The 14,646-nt window shown below is 71.5% G+C and carries 13 protein-coding genes; 7 read left to right on the forward strand and 6 right to left on the reverse strand.

Annotated elements, in window-relative coordinates:
• Positions 1–175: 175 nt before the first annotated feature.
• From hemB to OO68_RS38025, 4 genes are all read left to right on the forward strand, one after another.
• Complete coding sequence (hemB, locus tag OO68_RS38010) at positions 176–1,174, forward strand: porphobilinogen synthase (RefSeq protein ID WP_033313990.1); 999 nt, start codon at positions 176–178, stop codon at positions 1,172–1,174.
• Positions 1,175–1,217: 43 nt separating this feature from the next.
• The gene (locus OO68_RS38015) at positions 1,218–2,555 is read left to right on the forward strand and encodes a helix-turn-helix domain-containing protein (protein WP_033313991.1); all 1,338 of its coding nucleotides are present in this window, start codon (positions 1,218–1,220) and stop codon (positions 2,553–2,555) included.
• An 89-nt stretch (positions 2,556–2,644) separates the two neighbouring features.
• Positions 2,645–3,547: an SAM-dependent methyltransferase gene (locus OO68_RS38020; RefSeq protein ID WP_033313993.1), complete on the forward strand. Its 903-nt coding sequence runs from the start codon at positions 2,645–2,647 to the stop codon at positions 3,545–3,547.
• 139 nt (positions 3,548–3,686) lie between these two features.
• Positions 3,687–4,919 carry an aminotransferase-like domain-containing protein gene (locus tag OO68_RS38025; protein ID WP_033313994.1) on the forward strand — a complete coding sequence of 411 codons (1,233 nt, stop codon included), beginning with the start codon at positions 3,687–3,689 and terminating at the stop codon, positions 4,917–4,919.
• On the opposite strand, the gene OO68_RS38030 is transcribed toward OO68_RS38025, so the two are convergent.
• Positions 4,885–5,670, reverse strand: a complete 786-nt coding sequence (locus OO68_RS38030; protein ID WP_033313995.1) for a DUF4253 domain-containing protein — start codon at positions 5,668–5,670, stop codon at positions 4,885–4,887. The two genes, OO68_RS38025 and OO68_RS38030, sit on opposite strands and share 35 nt — an antisense overlap.
• A gap of 107 nt (positions 5,671–5,777) precedes the next feature.
• On the opposite strand from OO68_RS38030, the gene OO68_RS38035 reads away from it, so the two are divergent.
• On the forward strand, positions 5,778–6,278 hold the full coding sequence (locus OO68_RS38035; protein ID WP_033314062.1) for a DinB family protein: 501 nt from the start codon (positions 5,778–5,780) through the stop codon (positions 6,276–6,278).
• 3 nt (positions 6,279–6,281) lie between these two features.
• Here the strand turns inward: OO68_RS38035 and OO68_RS38040 are convergent, their stop codons facing one another.
• Positions 6,282–7,097 (reverse strand): DUF2690 domain-containing protein, encoded by an 816-nt coding sequence (locus tag OO68_RS38040; RefSeq protein ID WP_033313996.1) that lies wholly within the window; start codon positions 7,095–7,097, stop codon positions 6,282–6,284.
• Positions 7,094–7,849: a peptidoglycan-binding protein gene (locus tag OO68_RS38045; protein ID WP_033314001.1), complete on the reverse strand. Its 756-nt coding sequence runs from the start codon at positions 7,847–7,849 to the stop codon at positions 7,094–7,096. Before OO68_RS38045 ends, OO68_RS38040 begins: the two co-directional genes overlap by 4 nt.
• Before the next feature lie 307 nt (positions 7,850–8,156).
• Here OO68_RS38045 and OO68_RS38050 point away from each other — a divergent pair, with 307 nt between their 5' ends.
• Entirely contained in the window at positions 8,157–8,540 is a 384-nt protein-coding gene (locus tag OO68_RS38050; RefSeq protein WP_033314002.1) for a peptidase inhibitor family I36 protein, read from the forward strand.
• Positions 8,541–8,633: 93 nt separating this feature from the next.
• Here OO68_RS38050 and argS read toward each other — a convergent pair whose 3' ends face one another.
• Complete coding sequence (argS, locus tag OO68_RS38055) at positions 8,634–10,388, reverse strand: arginine--tRNA ligase (RefSeq protein ID WP_033314003.1); 1,755 nt, start codon at positions 10,386–10,388, stop codon at positions 8,634–8,636.
• Between the two features lie 143 nt (positions 10,389–10,531).
• Between argS and lysS the strand changes: the two genes are divergently transcribed.
• On the forward strand, positions 10,532–12,280 hold the full coding sequence (gene lysS / locus OO68_RS38060) for a lysine--tRNA ligase (RefSeq protein ID WP_033314004.1): 1,749 nt from the start codon (positions 10,532–10,534) through the stop codon (positions 12,278–12,280).
• Between the two features lie 68 nt (positions 12,281–12,348).
• Here lysS and OO68_RS38065 read toward each other — a convergent pair whose 3' ends face one another.
• Both OO68_RS38065 and OO68_RS38070 read right to left on the reverse strand, forming a co-directional pair.
• Positions 12,349–13,602 carry a DUF2637 domain-containing protein gene (locus OO68_RS38065; RefSeq protein ID WP_033314005.1) on the reverse strand — a complete coding sequence of 418 codons (1,254 nt, stop codon included), beginning with the start codon at positions 13,600–13,602 and terminating at the stop codon, positions 12,349–12,351.
• A gap of 115 nt (positions 13,603–13,717) precedes the next feature.
• Positions 13,718–14,644, reverse strand: a complete 927-nt coding sequence (locus OO68_RS38070) for a DUF3558 family protein (protein WP_033314006.1) — start codon at positions 14,642–14,644, stop codon at positions 13,718–13,720.
• Between the last annotated feature and the right edge of the window lie 2 nt (positions 14,645–14,646).

A 14,646-nucleotide genomic window follows, 5' to 3' on the forward strand; every position in this document is an offset into this window, starting at 1 on the left:
GGGTTTCGCAGCCCGGCGGTGCGGGGTGCCGCTGCGCCCGCCCTTCCCCAAGCTCTCGGCTTCGCTCGAGCAGGGGGACCCCCATCGCCCTTGGCGGCACGCATGCCCGCAGCGGGGGTGCGGGGCCGACAAGGCGTCGGTATCGGGGGGTTTGGGGCGGGCGTAGCGTAGGGGCATGACGACGTACGGATCTTTTCCCGGTACTCGGCCGCGGCGGCTGCGGAGCAACCCCGTGATGCGTCGGATGGTCGCCGAGACCCGGCTGCACCCTGCCGATCTCATTCTTCCGGCCTTCGTGCGGGAGGGCATCGGCGAGCCCGTGCCGATCGCCGCCATGCCGGGGGTCGTGCAGCACACCCGGGACAGTCTGAAGAAGGCCGCCGCGGAGGCGGTCGCCGCGGGGATCTCCGGGATCATGCTGTTCGGCGTGCCGGAGGAGTCGAAGAAGGACGCGCTCGGGACGCCGGGGACCGACCCGGACGGCATCCTCCAGGTCGCCCTGCGGGACGTGCGCGCCGAGGTCGGCGACGACCTGCTCGTCATGTCCGACCTGTGCCTCGACGAGACCACCGATCACGGGCACTGCGGCGTCCTCGACGAGCAGGGCCGGGTCGACAACGACGCGACTCTGGAGCGGTACGCCGAGATGGCCCAGGTGCAGGCCGACGCCGGAGCCCATGTCGTCGGGCCCAGCGGGATGATGGACGGGCAGATCGGGGTCGTCCGCGACGCGCTCGACCAGATCGGGCGGGAGGACGTCGCCATCCTCGCCTACACGGCGAAGTACGCCTCGGCCTTCTACGGGCCCTTCCGGGAGGCCGTCGGCTCGTCCCTGCGAGGGGACCGGAAGACGTACCAGCAGGATCCCGCGAACGTGCGCGAGTCGCTGCGGGAGCTCGCCCTCGACCTGGAGGAGGGCGCCGACATGGTGATGGTCAAGCCGGCCGGGCCCTACCTGGACATCCTCGCCCGGGTCGCGGACGCCGTGGACGTGCCCGTCGCCGCCTACCAGATCTCCGGCGAGTACTCGATGATCGAGGCCGCCGCCGAGAAGGGCTGGATCGACCGGGACCGGGCGATCATGGAGGCCCTGACCGGCATTCGCCGGGCGGGCGCGCGCAACATCCTCACCTACTGGGCCACCGAAGTGGCCCAGAAGCTCAAGGACCAGTAGGTCCGGGCTGCGGGGGAACGGGACACGGGGGCATGGAGGAACGGTGTCGGAAGGCACGACCGCGGCTGATTTCGCCGCGTTACTGGGGGAGTTGAAGGGGCGCTCGGGGCTGAGCTACGGCGTGCTCGCCAAGAGGCTGCACATGAGTACGTCCACGCTGCACCGGTACTGCAACGGGGGTGCCGTGCCGACCGCTTACGCGCCGGTGGAGCGGTTCGCCCGGCTCTGCAAGGCGTCAACGGAGGAGCTCGTCGAACTGCACCGGCGGTGGGTGCTGGCGGATGCCGGGCGGGTGCGGAAGGGGAGCGGCCCCTCGGAGGCGACTTCTCCGGAAGTGAATCCAGAAGTGGCTTCTCCAGCAGTGGCCACTCCAGCAGTGGCCACTCCAGAAGTGGCCTCCCCAAAGGGGCCCGCGCGGCGGCGTCCCCGCCGTGCCCTGCTCGCCGGTCTCGCCGCGGCCGTGGCCCTCGGCGGGGTCGGTCTCGCCGTGGCCGTTCCCTCCGGCTGGACGGGCGACGAGGGGCGGCGCGGCACAGCGGTCTCCGGCGGTGGTGGCGGGCCGGAAAGGGAGGGCCCGGCGGCTTCCGTCGGGTCCTCGGCCGGTTCGTCCTCCGCGGGCGCTGAAGACAAGGGCAAGGGGAAGGACCAGGAGAAGAAGGGGAAGGGGGAGCGGACCGCCTCCGGGGCCCCCACCTCGGCCTCCCCCGGCGGCCGCAGCGGCAGCGGCAGCGCCGGCGGTGACCGGCCCCCGCGTGACACCGCCCCTGCCTCCCCTCCCCTCACCGTGGACACGGAACCGCACGCCTGGGAGGACCCGTGTTCCCAGCGCTATCTGATCGATCTGCCGCCGGGGCGGGTCGGACCTCCGCCGCCCGAGCAGGACGCGCCCGGCTGGGTGGCCGCGACGGGGGCCGTGCCGTCGGGGGAGCAGTTCCTGAAGCTGACCGTGCAGGGGAAGGGTGAAGAGACCGTGGTCCTCAAGGGGCTGACGGTCCGTATGGCCGGGAAGAGGGCGCCGCTCGCCTGGAACGACTACGCCATGGGGTATCCGGGTGTCGGCTGCGGCGGTGGTGTGCCGACCCGGTTCTTCACGGTCGCCCTCGACGCCGCGCGCCCCGGTGTCGTACCCGAGGCGGGGCACGCGAACTTCCCGTTCAAGGTGAGTGAGTCCGACCCGGAGGCGTTCTACATCCGGGCCGACGCCTCCGCGTACGACGTCAGGTGGTACCTGGAGCTGCGCTGGTCCAGCGGCGACCGGTCCGGCACGCTGACCGTGGACGACCGCGGCCGGCCCTTCCGCACGAGCGGCAACAACGGGCGCCCGGCGTACGAGTTTCCGCTGGGCGGCGAGAAGTGGGTCGAGGAGGGGACGACGGAGTAGTCCCGGGCACCATCAAATCCGTTGAACCGTTAGGTTGTTGACCGTCGTAGTGGTTGTCGATTGAACCACCTACTTTCAGGGAGACGTCGATGTCCGGTGCCCTCAGCCAGGATCCCGCCGAGCTGCAGAGGAGGATCGACAGCAGCAAGGCGCACCCGGCCCGGGTCTACGACGTCTTCCTCGGCGGCAAGGACCACTACCCCGCCGACCGGAACGCGGCCGCCGCCGCGCTGGCCGCCAACCCGCGCGGGTACCTCGATGTACGGCACAACCGCGACTTCCTCCGGCGCGCGGTGACCGCACTCGTGGAGCAGGACGGCATCCGGCAGTTCCTCGACATCGGGACCGGGCTGCCCACCGCCGAGAACGTGCACCAGATCGCGCAGCGCGTCGCGCCCGAGTCGCGGGTCGTGTACGTCGACAACGACCCGGTGGTGCTCGCGCACGCGCGCGCCCTGCTGACCAGCGGCCCCGAGGGGCGTACGGACTACATCGACGCCGATCTGCGCGACCCGGCCCGCATCCTCGAACAGGCCGCCAAGACCCTGGACTTCGGCCGGCCGGTCGCGCTCTGCCTCGTCGCGATCCTGCACTTCGTCGCGGACGAGGAGGCGTATCCGCTGGTGAGCGGCCTGCTCGACGAGCTGCCCGAGGGCAGCCGGCTGGTGCTGAGCCATCTCACCGAGGACCTCAACCCTGAGAACATCCGCGCGGTCCAGCGGACGTACACCGAGCGCGGGTTCACCTTCGTGCTGCGCTCCCGGGCCGACGTCGAGCGGTTCTTCACGGAGAACGGGCTGGAGATCGCCGACCCGGGGGTCGTCCCCGCGCACCGCTGGCGGCCCGACCACGCCGCGCCCGTCCCCGAGCAGCCGGAGGAGTCCTTCCTCGCCGGACTGGAGGAGATCGAGAAGGTGCGCTACCGCGACATCAACGACGTCACGGACGCGGACATCAACGTGTACGCGGCGATCGGCGCCAAGGGCGGCTGAGGCGCCGGTCCCCGGGGGCGGTCCCAGGGCCGGCCTCCGTGCCGGCCCGGTGTCCGGATCCCGGAAACCTGCTTGTAGGCGGCACGTATCTCTTTAGGCTGCGGTTACCAGGCGTCACCGCAGCCGAAGGAGCCGTGTCATGACCGTCGCCGAGCCCCCGCCCACCCGCTCTTGCGTGCCCCCGCTCGCCGCACGGGCCCGGGCCGTCGGAGGCTCGCCCGTACGGGACATCCTCGCCGTCACCGCCCGCCCCGAGGTGATCAACTTCGCGGGCGGGCTCCCGGCACCGGAGCTGTTCGACGCCAAGGGCATCGCCGCCGCGTACGAGGCGGTGCTCGCCGAGGCGCCCGCGCGGGCGCTGCAGTACTCCACGACCGAGGGCGAACCCGCGCTGCGGGACGCGCTCGCCGCCCGCACCACCGCGCGCGGCCTGCCGACCGGGCCCGACGACCTGCTCGTCACCACCGGCAGCCAGCAGGCCCTCTCCCTGCTGGCCACCGCCCTCGTCGAACCCGGGGACACCGTCCTCGTCGAGAACCCCTGCTATCTGGCGGCACTCCAGGCCTTCAGCTTCGCCGGGGCGCGGGTGCTGGCCGTGCCCGGTGACGAGCACGGCGTCGACCCCGGGGCACTGGAGGAACTCGTCGTGCGCGAGCGGCCCAAGCTGCTCTACACCGTGCCCACCTTCCAGAACCCCACCGGCCGGACCCTGCCCGCAGGGCGACGCGCCGCCGTGGCCGCCGTCGCCGCCCGGCACGGACTGTGGATCGTCGAGGACGACCCCTACGGTGAGCTGCGCTACGAGGGTGAACGCCTGCCGTGGATCGCCGCCCACCCGGGCGCCGAGGACCGGACCGTGCTGCTCGGCAGCTTCTCCAAGGTCATGGCGCCCGGGCTGCGGCTGGGCTGGCTGCGGGCACCCGGGGAGCTGCGGCGCGCCTGCGCCGTCGCCAAGCAGGCCGCCGACCTGCACACCCCGACGGTCAACCAGCTCGCCGCGGCCCGCTACCTCGCCGACAACGACCTGGACGCCCATGTCGCCCGTGTCGCCGGCGTGTACCGCGAACGCCGCGACGCGATGCTCTCCGGACTCGCCGCGGCGCTGCCCACGGGGTCGGTCTGGAACCGGCCCGAGGGCGGCATGTTCCTCTGGGCGCGCCTGCCGGAGCCGTACGACACGACGGCCCTGCTGCCGCGGGTGGTCCGGCAGAACGTGGCCTACGTGCCCGGTGCGCCCTTCTACGCGGGGCCGCCCGACCGGACGACTTTGAGGCTCTGCTTCGTGACGCAGACGCCGGCGGAGATCGGGGAGGGGCTGCGCAGGCTGGGGGAGGGGCTCAGTCCCACCAGAAGTGCCACACCGGCCGGTTGAGGACCTGGTGCTCGGCGTAGGCCCGCAGGGTCGGGTCCGCGCCCTGGTGGATGTTGTCCGGGCAGAACGCGAAGTGCTCGGCGGCCACGGCTTCCGCCGCGGCCGGGGTGGTGGGCGGCGTGGCGACGGACAGCAGCAGGTGGTCGAAGCCGAGGGCGACGACGCGGATGCCGAAGCGGTCCTCCCAGGAGCGGAGCACCGCGCTGAGGCGGGCGGTGTCGCCCTCGTGGTTCGCCGGGCCCGTCCAGCCGATCGCCGCCGGGACGTCCGCGCTGCGGCGGGCCGGGACGAGGGCGAGGCGGGGCTCCTTGAGGGGGCCGCCGTCCTCCAGCAGGGTGTCCGCGAGGTCGCCGGCCGTGGTGTCCGGGTCCCGGTCCGGGCCGGCGGGCTCGGCCGTGCCGGGCCAGGGGGCGCCTTCCTCGGCATGTTCCTCCCAGTACTCCGCCAGCACCTCCTCGGCGTCGTGGTCCCCGGGGTAGGACACCTCGCCGGGCATCAACTGCCAGCGGTCGGGGCCGCCATGGCCGTCGCCCGTCTCCAGGAGCACCGGCAGGAGTCCCGCACGGCGCGCCGGCTCCAGGGCCGCCCAGCCGCCCGGAAGGGCCCGCCCGTCCGCGCACCACAGCAGCGGCTCGTGCCAGGGGCCCTCGTCGGTGGTGTCGACCAGCGCACCGGCCGGGAGCCGGAGACCGAGGGAGTCGCCGCTCGGGTCTGCCGCCAGCTTCGGCAGCGGATTGGGAAGAGTCGCCATGGGGGTGACTGTAGAACCGGGCACTGACAATCCGACCGGTCCGGCGGACCCCGTACGGGAAGACGTAGCGGACAGAACCTGGCCTAGTGGTGCCCTACCGTCCGGGCATGACCACTTCCCCGGAGAAGACGGACCTGCTGGCCGCGTTCGCGGAGCAGCGCGCGTTGCTGCTGATCACCCTGCAAGGACTCACCGACGAACAGGCCGCGCGGCGCACGACCGTAAGCGAGCTGACCCTCGGCGGGATCGTGAAGCACCTGGCCCAGGGAGAGGAGACGTGGACGCAGATCATGACCAAGGGCGACGGTGAACTGCCCGACGGCATGCTCGACATGGGGCAGTACCGGATGGCCGGCGGCGACACGCTCCCCGCACTGCTGGAGCGCTACGCACGGGCCGCGCACGCCACCGAAGAGGCGGTGGCCGCGCTGCCGGACCTGGACGTCGGCGTGCCGCTGCCGAAGACGCCCTGGTCGCCGCCGGAGCCCCAGTACTGGTCCGCGCGCCGGATCCTGCTGCACCTGATCAAGGAGACCGCCCAGCACGCCGGACACGCCGACATCATCCGGGAGGCCCTGGACGGCGCGAGCACCACGGCCCGGCGCTGACCATCAGACGCGGGCGTCGAAGCACTCGCGGCCGCCACCGGCCACCGGGCGGAAGCAGGCCTGGATCGTCGTACCGGGCCTCGCCTCCGTCATGGGCGTGTACACGTAGGACTGCGCGGCGACGCCGTCCCCGATCCTCGCGGAGTGCGCGGGGCCGCCGTCGGCCGCGTTCAGTTCCAGGCGGTCGCCGATCCGGGTGCTCCACATCCTCGCCCAGCCCGCGCCGCACCGGGCGCTGTAGCGCAGTTCGAGGTGGGCTCCGCCGGCCGTGCGGTGCGAGGCGAGGGTGCGCGGGTCCGTGCCGCACTTCATCTGCATCGGGCTCCTGCCCTCACAGCCGGCGGCACGGCAGCGCGGCGACGGCACGGCGGAAGACGGTGCGCCGGGCCCCGAGTCGGCGGACTGGCCCACCAGCAGGACCAGAACCACCGACAGGCCACCCGCCGCCAGGGCGCAGACCGAGGCGATCACCGCCAGGACCGCACCTCCGCCGCCACCGGGCCGTCCGGCCTCCGCCTCGCCGGCCGCGGGCGGGTCCGTGCGCGCCGGCGCCCCGCGGCCGCTCCACTCCGCCTCCGCCAGCTCCCACAGCGCCACACAGCGGCCCTCCGGCTCGCCCGCCAGACGGCACAGCTCCCGCACCGCCTGGCCCGGCGGGAGCGTCTTGCCGTTGAGGTATCGCTCCCAGGACGACTTGCTGAAGGTGGTCTTCGCCGCCAGAGCCGCCAGACTCAGACCGGTGCCGGTTCTCAGCTCCCGCAACGCGGAGACGAGCCGGGCCCGTTCCGGGGGCAGCCCGCCGGGCGGGGTGGACGTCATCCCCGCAGGGCCTTCCAGGTGTGGGGGCCGATGATGCCGTCCACGACCAGACCGGAACGCTTCTGCAGACCCTGGACCGCGCGTCGCGTGTGGGGGCCGAAGATGCCGTCGACGACGCCCGGCGAGAGGCCCGCCTCCCGCAGCAGGCACTGGGCCTCGGCCACCTCGGGGCCGGCGTGCCCCACCGCCAGGACGGCTGTCAGGGTGCGGCTGTTGCCCGCGTACCAGCGGCCGTCGATCCGTTCCGCCCGGCACGTGTACGCCGGGGTCTCCGACCGCTTCGGCGATCCGGGTGCTGCCGTGGCGGAGGCGGTGAGCGGGGCCGCCGCGGCCTCTCCCTCGCCGTCCGTGAGCCGTACGGCCAGCAGGATCGCCGAGCACACGGCCAGCACCAGGGCGACCGAGCCGGCGACGAGCGTGATGCGCAGGGTCCGGCCGTGGTGCCGGGGAGTGTCCGCACCGGCCGGTGCTCTCTGCCCCGTCACCGTGCCGGACGCCTCGCTCGCCACCTCGTGCAGCGCGAGCAGACGCGCCGGGTCCTCACCGCCCAGCCGGGCCATCGCCTCCACGGCCTCCCTGGGCGGAACGCACCTGCCGGACAGGTACCGCTCCCAGGAGGAGGTGCTGTAGCCCGTCTTGGCGGCCAGCTGACGCAGGCTCAGCCCGCTGTGGTCCTTGACCCGGCGCAGTCGCACCACCAACTGCCGTACACGTGGATCCAGTTCTTCGGGCAGCCCTTTCCAACGCGACATGTTCCCCCCACTCGCGTGTCCGGACCGTGGTCAGCGGTCCCGTCACCGCCGCATTCTGCACCAGCATCCACGCGGCTCCCCAGACATCGGTTGCGTTCCCCCCTCCCGCCCCCTACCGATTCGGCCACCGCCCGTAGCGGGCGTCCCGCCGCACCGTCCCGGCGCTCCGTCCCGCCGCAGGTCAGCGCCCGGGACGTCCCACGAGGACGTCACTTCCGCGGCGACTGTGGTGGAGGTGCGGCGCCGGGCGGCAGTCTCGTTGCGGAGCCGGCCGGTGCGGTCGGTCCGTCCACGAAGGGGGAACAACATGCGCATGGCCAAGAAGCTCGCCGTGATGGCCGGGGGCATGGCGCTCACCGGCGGTCTGCTGGCCACGGGCGCGGGCACCGCGGGTGCCGCGCAGGCCGCACCGCAGGCGGCGTCGGACTGTCCGTCGGGCTGGTTCTGCGTCTGGGCCGGCAAGAACTACACCGGTCGCATGCAGAAGGTCGAGGGCAGGAACGCGGACCTCACCGGGTTCGTCGTCTTCCAGGGCTTCAAGTCCTGGTACAACCACGGCAAGTCCTGCGACTACAAGTGGTTCACGGAGAAGAACCACCGTGGCGACAACGGCGTCATCCCGCGGGGGGCCAAGGGGACCGGCGACGCCGTCTGGTTCCAGAAGTCCAACCAGTGGGTCAACTGCCGGTGAGCAGCAGCGCGTGACAACGCCCGAGGGCGGCACTCAACGGGGGAGTGCCGCCCTCGGGGCCTGTCGTCAGGGGCCGGGTGTCAGGGCCGGGTGTCAGAGCCGCTCGGGCGTCCGGATGCCCAGCAGGCCCATGCCCTGGTGCAGGGTGCGGGCCGTGACGTCGCACAGGAACAGGCGGTTCTCGATCTGCTCCTGCGTCTCGGCCTTCAGGACCGGGCACTTGTCGTAGAACGTCGTGTACAGCGACGCCAACTGGTACAGGTACGCCGCCAGCTTGTGCGGGGCGTACTCCGCGGCGGCTTCGAAGACCGTGTCGCCGAAGGCGTCCAGGTGCAGACCGAGCGCCCGCTCCGCCGGGGCGAGTTCGAGCTCCGGGTGCGCGGCCGGCTTCGTCTCGCCCGCCTTGCGCAGGATCGACTGGATCCGGGCGTACGCGTACTGGAGGTAGACGGACGTGTCACCGTTCAGCGACACCATCTGGTCCAGGTCGAACTTGTAGTCCCGGTTCGGCGACGTCGACAGGTCCGCGTACTTCACCGCGCCGATGCCGACCTGCGCGGCCCGCTCCTGGATCTCGTCCTCGGTGAGGTCCCGCGCCTTCTCCCGCACGACCTCGGCGGCCCGCTGCACCGCCTCGTCCAGCAGATCCTCCAGCCGTACGGTCTCGCCCTCACGCGTCTTGAACGGCTTGCCGTCCGCGCCGAGCACCGTGCCGTAGCCCATGTTGTGCGCGGTGACGCCGTCGTTCAGCCAGCCGGCCCGCCGGGCCGTCTCGAAGACCATCTTGAAGTGCAGCGACTGACGGACGTCCACGACGTAGAGCAGGGACGAGGCGTGCAGGTCCTGGACCCGGTTGCGGATCGCCGTCAGGTCGGAGGCCGCGTAGCCGAAGCCGCCATCGGCCTTCTGCACGATCAGCGGGACCGGCTGGTCGTCCTTGCCGCGGATCTCGTCGAAGAACACCACGAGCGCGCCCTCGGAGCGCACCGCGACACCCGTCTCCTCCAGGATGCGGGCGGTCTCGGGCATGCCGTCGTTGTAGGCGGACTCGCCGACGATCTCCTCGTCGCGGATCTCCATGTCGAGCTTCTCGAAGACGGAGTAGAAGTAGACCTTCGACTCGTCCACGAACTGCTGCCACAGTTCGAGCGTCTCCTTGTCACCGGACTGGAGGGCGACGACCCGCTTGCGGGCCCGCTCCTTGAACTCCTCGTCCGCGTCGAAGAGCGCACGCGACGCCTTGTACACCCGGTTCAGGTTGCTCATCGCCTGCTCGCCGTCCACGTCGGCCGCGGGGGCCAGCTCGCCGGGGTGCTCGAACAGGTACTGGATGAGCATGCCGAACTGGGTGCCCCAGTCGCCGATGTGGTGCCGGCCGATCGTCTTCTCGCCGGTGAAGTCGAGCATGCCGCGCAGGGCGTCGCCGATGACCGCCGACCGCAGATGGCCGACGTGCATCTCCTTCGCCACGTTCGGCTGGGCGTAGTCGACGACCGTGATGCCCGCGTTCTCCTTCAGCGGCACGCCGAGACGCTCGCCGTCCGCGTGCCGCGCGGCGAGGTTCTCGGTGATCGCCCGGTCGGCGATCGTGATGTTGAGGAAGCCGGGGCCGGAGACCTCGACGTCCTTGATCACGTCAGCGGTGACGATGTTGCCGACGACCTCCGTCGCCAGTTCCCGGGGGTTCGACTTGGCCTTCTTGGCGAGGGCCAGAATCCCGTTGGCCTGGAAGTCGGCCCGGTCGCTACGTCGCAGCAGCGGGTCGGCGTCGGCCTCCGGCCGGGTGGCCGACAGGGCGTTCGCGAGACGCTGCTGGACTTGATCGGTGAGCGACGTGACCGAGGTCATGGGATGGGTGCCGTTCTCCTCGTGGGAATCGATAGACACGCTCAGTATCCCACGGGGGGTAAAGCGGTTTTCGCGGGCGGGATGCCGTCTGGGAGAATGGGCACCGGCCGTTGACCGTACGGCTGCCCTGGAGAAAGAAGGACGTGCCGATCGTGGCTCAGAGCACCGAGACCACCGACTGGGTCTCCCGTTTCGCGGATGAGGTCATCGAGGAGTCGGAGCGTCGGGCCCCGGGCAAACCCGTCGTCGTCGCGTCCGGACTCTCCCCGTCCGGCCCCATCCACCTCGGGAACCTGCGCGAGGTCATGACCCCGCACCTGGTCGCCGACGAGATCCGCCGCCGGGGCCACCAGGTGCGCCACCTGATCTCCTGGGACGACTACGACCGGTACCGCAAGGTGCCCAAGGGCATCGCCGGGGTCGACGAGGAGGCCTGGGAGGAGCACATCGGCAAGCCCCTGACGTCCGTCCCGGCGCCGAAGGGCTCCTCGTACCCGAACTGGGCCGAGCACTTCAAGGCCGCGATGATCGAGTCGCTGGCCGAGCTGGGCGTGGAGTTCGACGGGATCAGCCAGACCGAGCAGTACACCTCCGGCGTGTACCGCGAGCAGATCCTGCACGCCATCAAGCACCGCGGCGACATCGACGCGATCCTCGACCAGTACCGCACGAAGAAGGCCCCGGCCAAGAAGCAGCAGGGGCAGAAGCCGGTCGACGAGGCCGAGCTGGAGGCCGCCGAGGGCTCCGGCGCGGCCGGTGAGGACGACGGCAGCTCCACCGCCGCCGGTTACTTCCCGTACAAGCCGTACTGCGGCAACTGCGAGAAGGACCTGACCACCGTCACCGCCTACGACGACGACTCCACCGAGCTGACGTACGCCTGCACCGCGTGCGGCTTCTCCGAGACGGTCCGGCTGAACGAGTTCAACCGCGGCAAGCTGGTCTGGAAGGTCGACTGGCCGATGCGGTGGGCGTACGAGGGCGTCGTGTTCGAGCCGAGCGGTGTCGATCACTCCTCTCCCGGGTCGTCGTTCCAGGTGGGCGGGCAGATCGTCGGCATCTTCGGCGGCAAGCAGCCCATCGGGCCGATGTACGCCTTCGTCGGCATCAGCGGGATGGCGAAGATGTCGTCCTCGCGCGGTGGCGTGCCGACCCCGGCGGACGCCCTGAAGATCATGGAACCGCAGCTGCTGCGCTGGCTGTACGCCCGCCGGCGGCCCAACCAGTCCTTCAAGATCGCCTTCGACCAGGAGATCCAGCGGCTCTACGACGAGTGGGACAAGCTGGACGCCAAGGTCGCCGACGGCAGCGCCCTGTCGGCCGACGCGGCCGCGCACGCGCGCGCGGTGGGCACGGCCGCCGGTGAGCTGCGGCGCACGCCCCGGCCGCTGCCGTACCGGACGCTGGCGTCCGTCGCGGACATCACCGCCGGGCATGAGGACCAGGCGCTGCGCATCCTCAGCGAGCTCGACCCGGACCAGCCGCTGACCTCGCTCGACGAGGCCCGCCCGCGGTACGACCGGGCCGAGGCCTGGATCAACACGCACGTCCCCGCCGACCAGCGGACCATCGTGCGCGACGAGCCGGACACCGAGCTGCTGAAGTCGCTCGACGAGCAGGGCCGCGAGTCGCTGCGGCTGCTGCTCGACGGGCTGGCCGAGCACTGGTCGCTCGACGGTCTGACGCACCTGGTGTACGGCGTGCCGAAGGTGCAGGCAGGGTTCTCCGCCGACGCCACGCCCAAGGAGCTGCCGCCGGAGATCAAGACGGCCCAGCGGTCCTTCTTCGCCCTGCTGTACCACCTGCTGGTGGGCCGGGACACGGGTCCGCGGCTGCCCACGCTGCTGCTGGCGGTGGGGCAGGAGCGGGTTCGGCACCTGCTCGGTGCGTAGGCGGTGACGGAGAAGGGGCCCTCGTGAGCGAGGGCCCCTTCTCTTGTGGCGTCTTCTCTTGTGGCGTCTTACGCGATGTGGTCCTCTTCCAGTTCCGCCGTGTGGCGCTTCTGGAAGCGTTCCGCGAGGGACTTCAGTTCCCCGGGGCTCAGCGTCGTGCCGTAGGTGGCCTGGATGTTGTCGCCGAGGGCGCGGGGTGTGGGGTAGCTGCCGTCTATCGACTGGCGGAACACCTGGTAGTACGCCTCCTCGTCCGGCTCGGGGGCCGGCGGGGTGCCGCCGCCGTCACCCAGTTCACGGGTGCGGTTCGGGCCCACCGGGATGGGGAAGCTGCCGGTGTCCTCCGGGGAGGGCGCCCGGTCGTACTCGGGCTGGTACTGCTCGGCCTCCTGCTGTTCGGCGATCCACTGGGCGTAGTGCTCGGCGGGGTCGTAGTCGGGGTTGTAGCCGCCCTGGTACTCGACCTCGCGGGGGGTGTTGAACCAGGGACTCTGTTCCGGTTCCGGTTCGGGTTCCGGGTACTCGGCGTCGTGGTTGCTCTCCAGCTCAGGGCGCTGTCCGCCGGGGGGCGCCGCCCTCTGCGGGTCGGGCGCCGGCCCGACGGCACGATGGCCCGTGGCCAGGTCGGCCTGCGGCGGGGGCGGGGGTATCAGCGCCGGCTCGATGCCCGCCGCCGCCAGCCCCGCCGGGGCGGTCTCCGCCAGGGGAACCCCGTAGCGCGCCAGCCGCAGCGGCATCAGGGACTCCACCGGGGCCTTCCTGCGCCAGGCCCGCCCGAAGCGGGAGCGCAGCCGGGCCTGGTAGACGAGACGTTCCTGCTCCAGCTTGATGACCTGGTCGTAGGAGCGGAGCTCCCAGAGCTTCATGCGGCGCCAGAGGAGGAACGTCGGCACGGGGGAGAGGAGCCACCGGGTGAGGCGGACGCCCTCCATGTGCTTGTCGGCGGTGATGTCGGCGATACGGCCGATCGCGTGCCGGGCCGCCTCGACCGAGACCACGAACAGGATCGGGATCACCGCGTGCATGCCCACACCGAGCGGATCCGGCCACGCGGCAGCGCCGTTGAAGGCGATCGTCGCCGCCGTCAGCAGCCACGCCGTCTGCCGCAGCAGGGGGAACGGGATCCTGATCCAGGTGAGCAGCAGATCCAGGGCCAGCAGGACGCAGATGCCCGCGTCGATGCCGATCGGGAAGACGTAGGAGAAGTTCCCGAAGCCCTTCTTCAGGGCCAACTCGCGGACCGCCGCGTACGAACCGGCGAAACCGATGCCGGCGATGACCACGGCACCGGCCACCACCACGCCGATGAGAACGCGGTGCATCCGAGTCAGTTGGATTGGCGCGGCCACCCGTACTCCCCTCCCCTTGCCTGTTGTTGCGCGCAACAGGGTGGCACACATGTGCGGAGGACGGGTGGCCGGTTCCCGTCGGGACGGTTCAGCTCTTCGACGCGGGCTTCTTCGACGGCGTGGCCGAGGCGCCCTTCGAGGGCTTGTCCGACGCCTCCTTGGAAGGCGCCTTCGAGGCCGGCTTCGACGCCGACGCGGACGGGTCACCACCCGCCTTGCCGCCGCCTTCGCCGTTCGCCTCGGACACCGCGCCCACCGCCTCCTTGGCGGCCTTCTTCGCGTCCTTCAGCATGTCCGAGCCGCTCGGCGTCTTGTCGCCGGCCAGACCCGCGCCGTAGTAGTCCAGCGTGACCACGACGTTCTCGACGCGCGCCACGACCGTCTGCTGCTTGAAGGTGCCTTCCTTCTTCTTCAGGTCGTAGTGCACGGCCGTCGCCTGGTCGCCCGTGCCGGCCACCGGCTCCGTCTTGACGCTCTTGGCGCCCTCGACGGCCTGGGCCTCCTGGACCTGCTTCTCGAAGTGCTCCTGGGCCAGCTTGTCCGCCGGGCCACGGGTGACGTCCGATTCGAAGCGCAGCATCGACACGTTCAGCCAGCGGAACTGCGAGCCCTTCACGCCGTTGTTGTCGAGGCTGTTCCAGGAGCAGCTGCCGCGGGTCGAGATGTCGTCCGACTTGCCCTCCTTGCCGGACTTGCCCTTCGGGACGAGGTCCTCCAGCGTCTTCTTGGAGAGCACCTTGCACGGCTCCGGCAGCTTGCCGTACGCCGCCGCCTGCACCGTCGGCGAGGGCTTCGCCGATGCCGACGCCGCGGCCTTCGCGGCCTTGTCCGTGCTGTCGCCGGAGCCGGAGTCCGAGGAGCAGCCGGCGGCGACCAGCATCACGGGGACGGCGGCCGCGCAGACAAGGACGCGGTTGCGGCGCTTCGCTCGCTGGTCTCTCCCCCAGTGCCTAAACGGCCTGGGTGGTGCCCCCACTTCTCGCTGTGCTTGTCGCTGCATGGTTCCTTCACTCATGA

Origin of the sequence: Streptomyces iakyrus, from assembly GCF_000717055.1 — a bacterium.
Classification (GTDB): domain Bacteria; phylum Actinomycetota; class Actinomycetes; order Streptomycetales; family Streptomycetaceae; genus Streptomyces; species Streptomyces iakyrus.

What these genes read in the sequence shown, in the direction of transcription:
- hemB (WP_033313990.1), top strand. Translation starts at nt 176, where the DNA reads ATGACGACGTACGGATCTTTTCCCGGTACTCGGCCGCGGCGGCTGCGG.
- OO68_RS38020 (WP_033313993.1), top strand. Translation starts at nt 2,645, where the DNA reads ATGTCCGGTGCCCTCAGCCAGGATCCCGCCGAGCTGCAGAGGAGGATC.
- OO68_RS38025 (WP_033313994.1), top strand. Translation starts at nt 3,687, where the DNA reads ATGACCGTCGCCGAGCCCCCGCCCACCCGCTCTTGCGTGCCCCCGCTC.
- OO68_RS38030 (WP_033313995.1), bottom strand. Translation starts at nt 5,670, where the DNA reads ATGGCGACTCTTCCCAATCCGCTGCCGAAGCTGGCGGCAGACCCGAGC.
- OO68_RS38035 (WP_033314062.1), top strand. Translation starts at nt 5,778, where the DNA reads ATGACCACTTCCCCGGAGAAGACGGACCTGCTGGCCGCGTTCGCGGAG.
- OO68_RS38040 (WP_033313996.1), bottom strand. Translation starts at nt 7,097, where the DNA reads ATGACGTCCACCCCGCCCGGCGGGCTGCCCCCGGAACGGGCCCGGCTC.
- OO68_RS38045 (WP_033314001.1), bottom strand. Translation starts at nt 7,849, where the DNA reads ATGTCGCGTTGGAAAGGGCTGCCCGAAGAACTGGATCCACGTGTACGG.
- OO68_RS38050 (WP_033314002.1), top strand. Translation starts at nt 8,157, where the DNA reads ATGCGCATGGCCAAGAAGCTCGCCGTGATGGCCGGGGGCATGGCGCTC.
- argS (WP_033314003.1), bottom strand. Translation starts at nt 10,388, where the DNA reads ATGACCTCGGTCACGTCGCTCACCGATCAAGTCCAGCAGCGTCTCGCG.
- OO68_RS38065 (WP_033314005.1), bottom strand. Translation starts at nt 13,602, where the DNA reads ATGCACCGCGTTCTCATCGGCGTGGTGGTGGCCGGTGCCGTGGTCATC.
- OO68_RS38070 (WP_033314006.1), bottom strand. Translation starts at nt 14,644, where the DNA reads ATGAGTGAAGGAACCATGCAGCGACAAGCACAGCGAGAAGTGGGGGCA.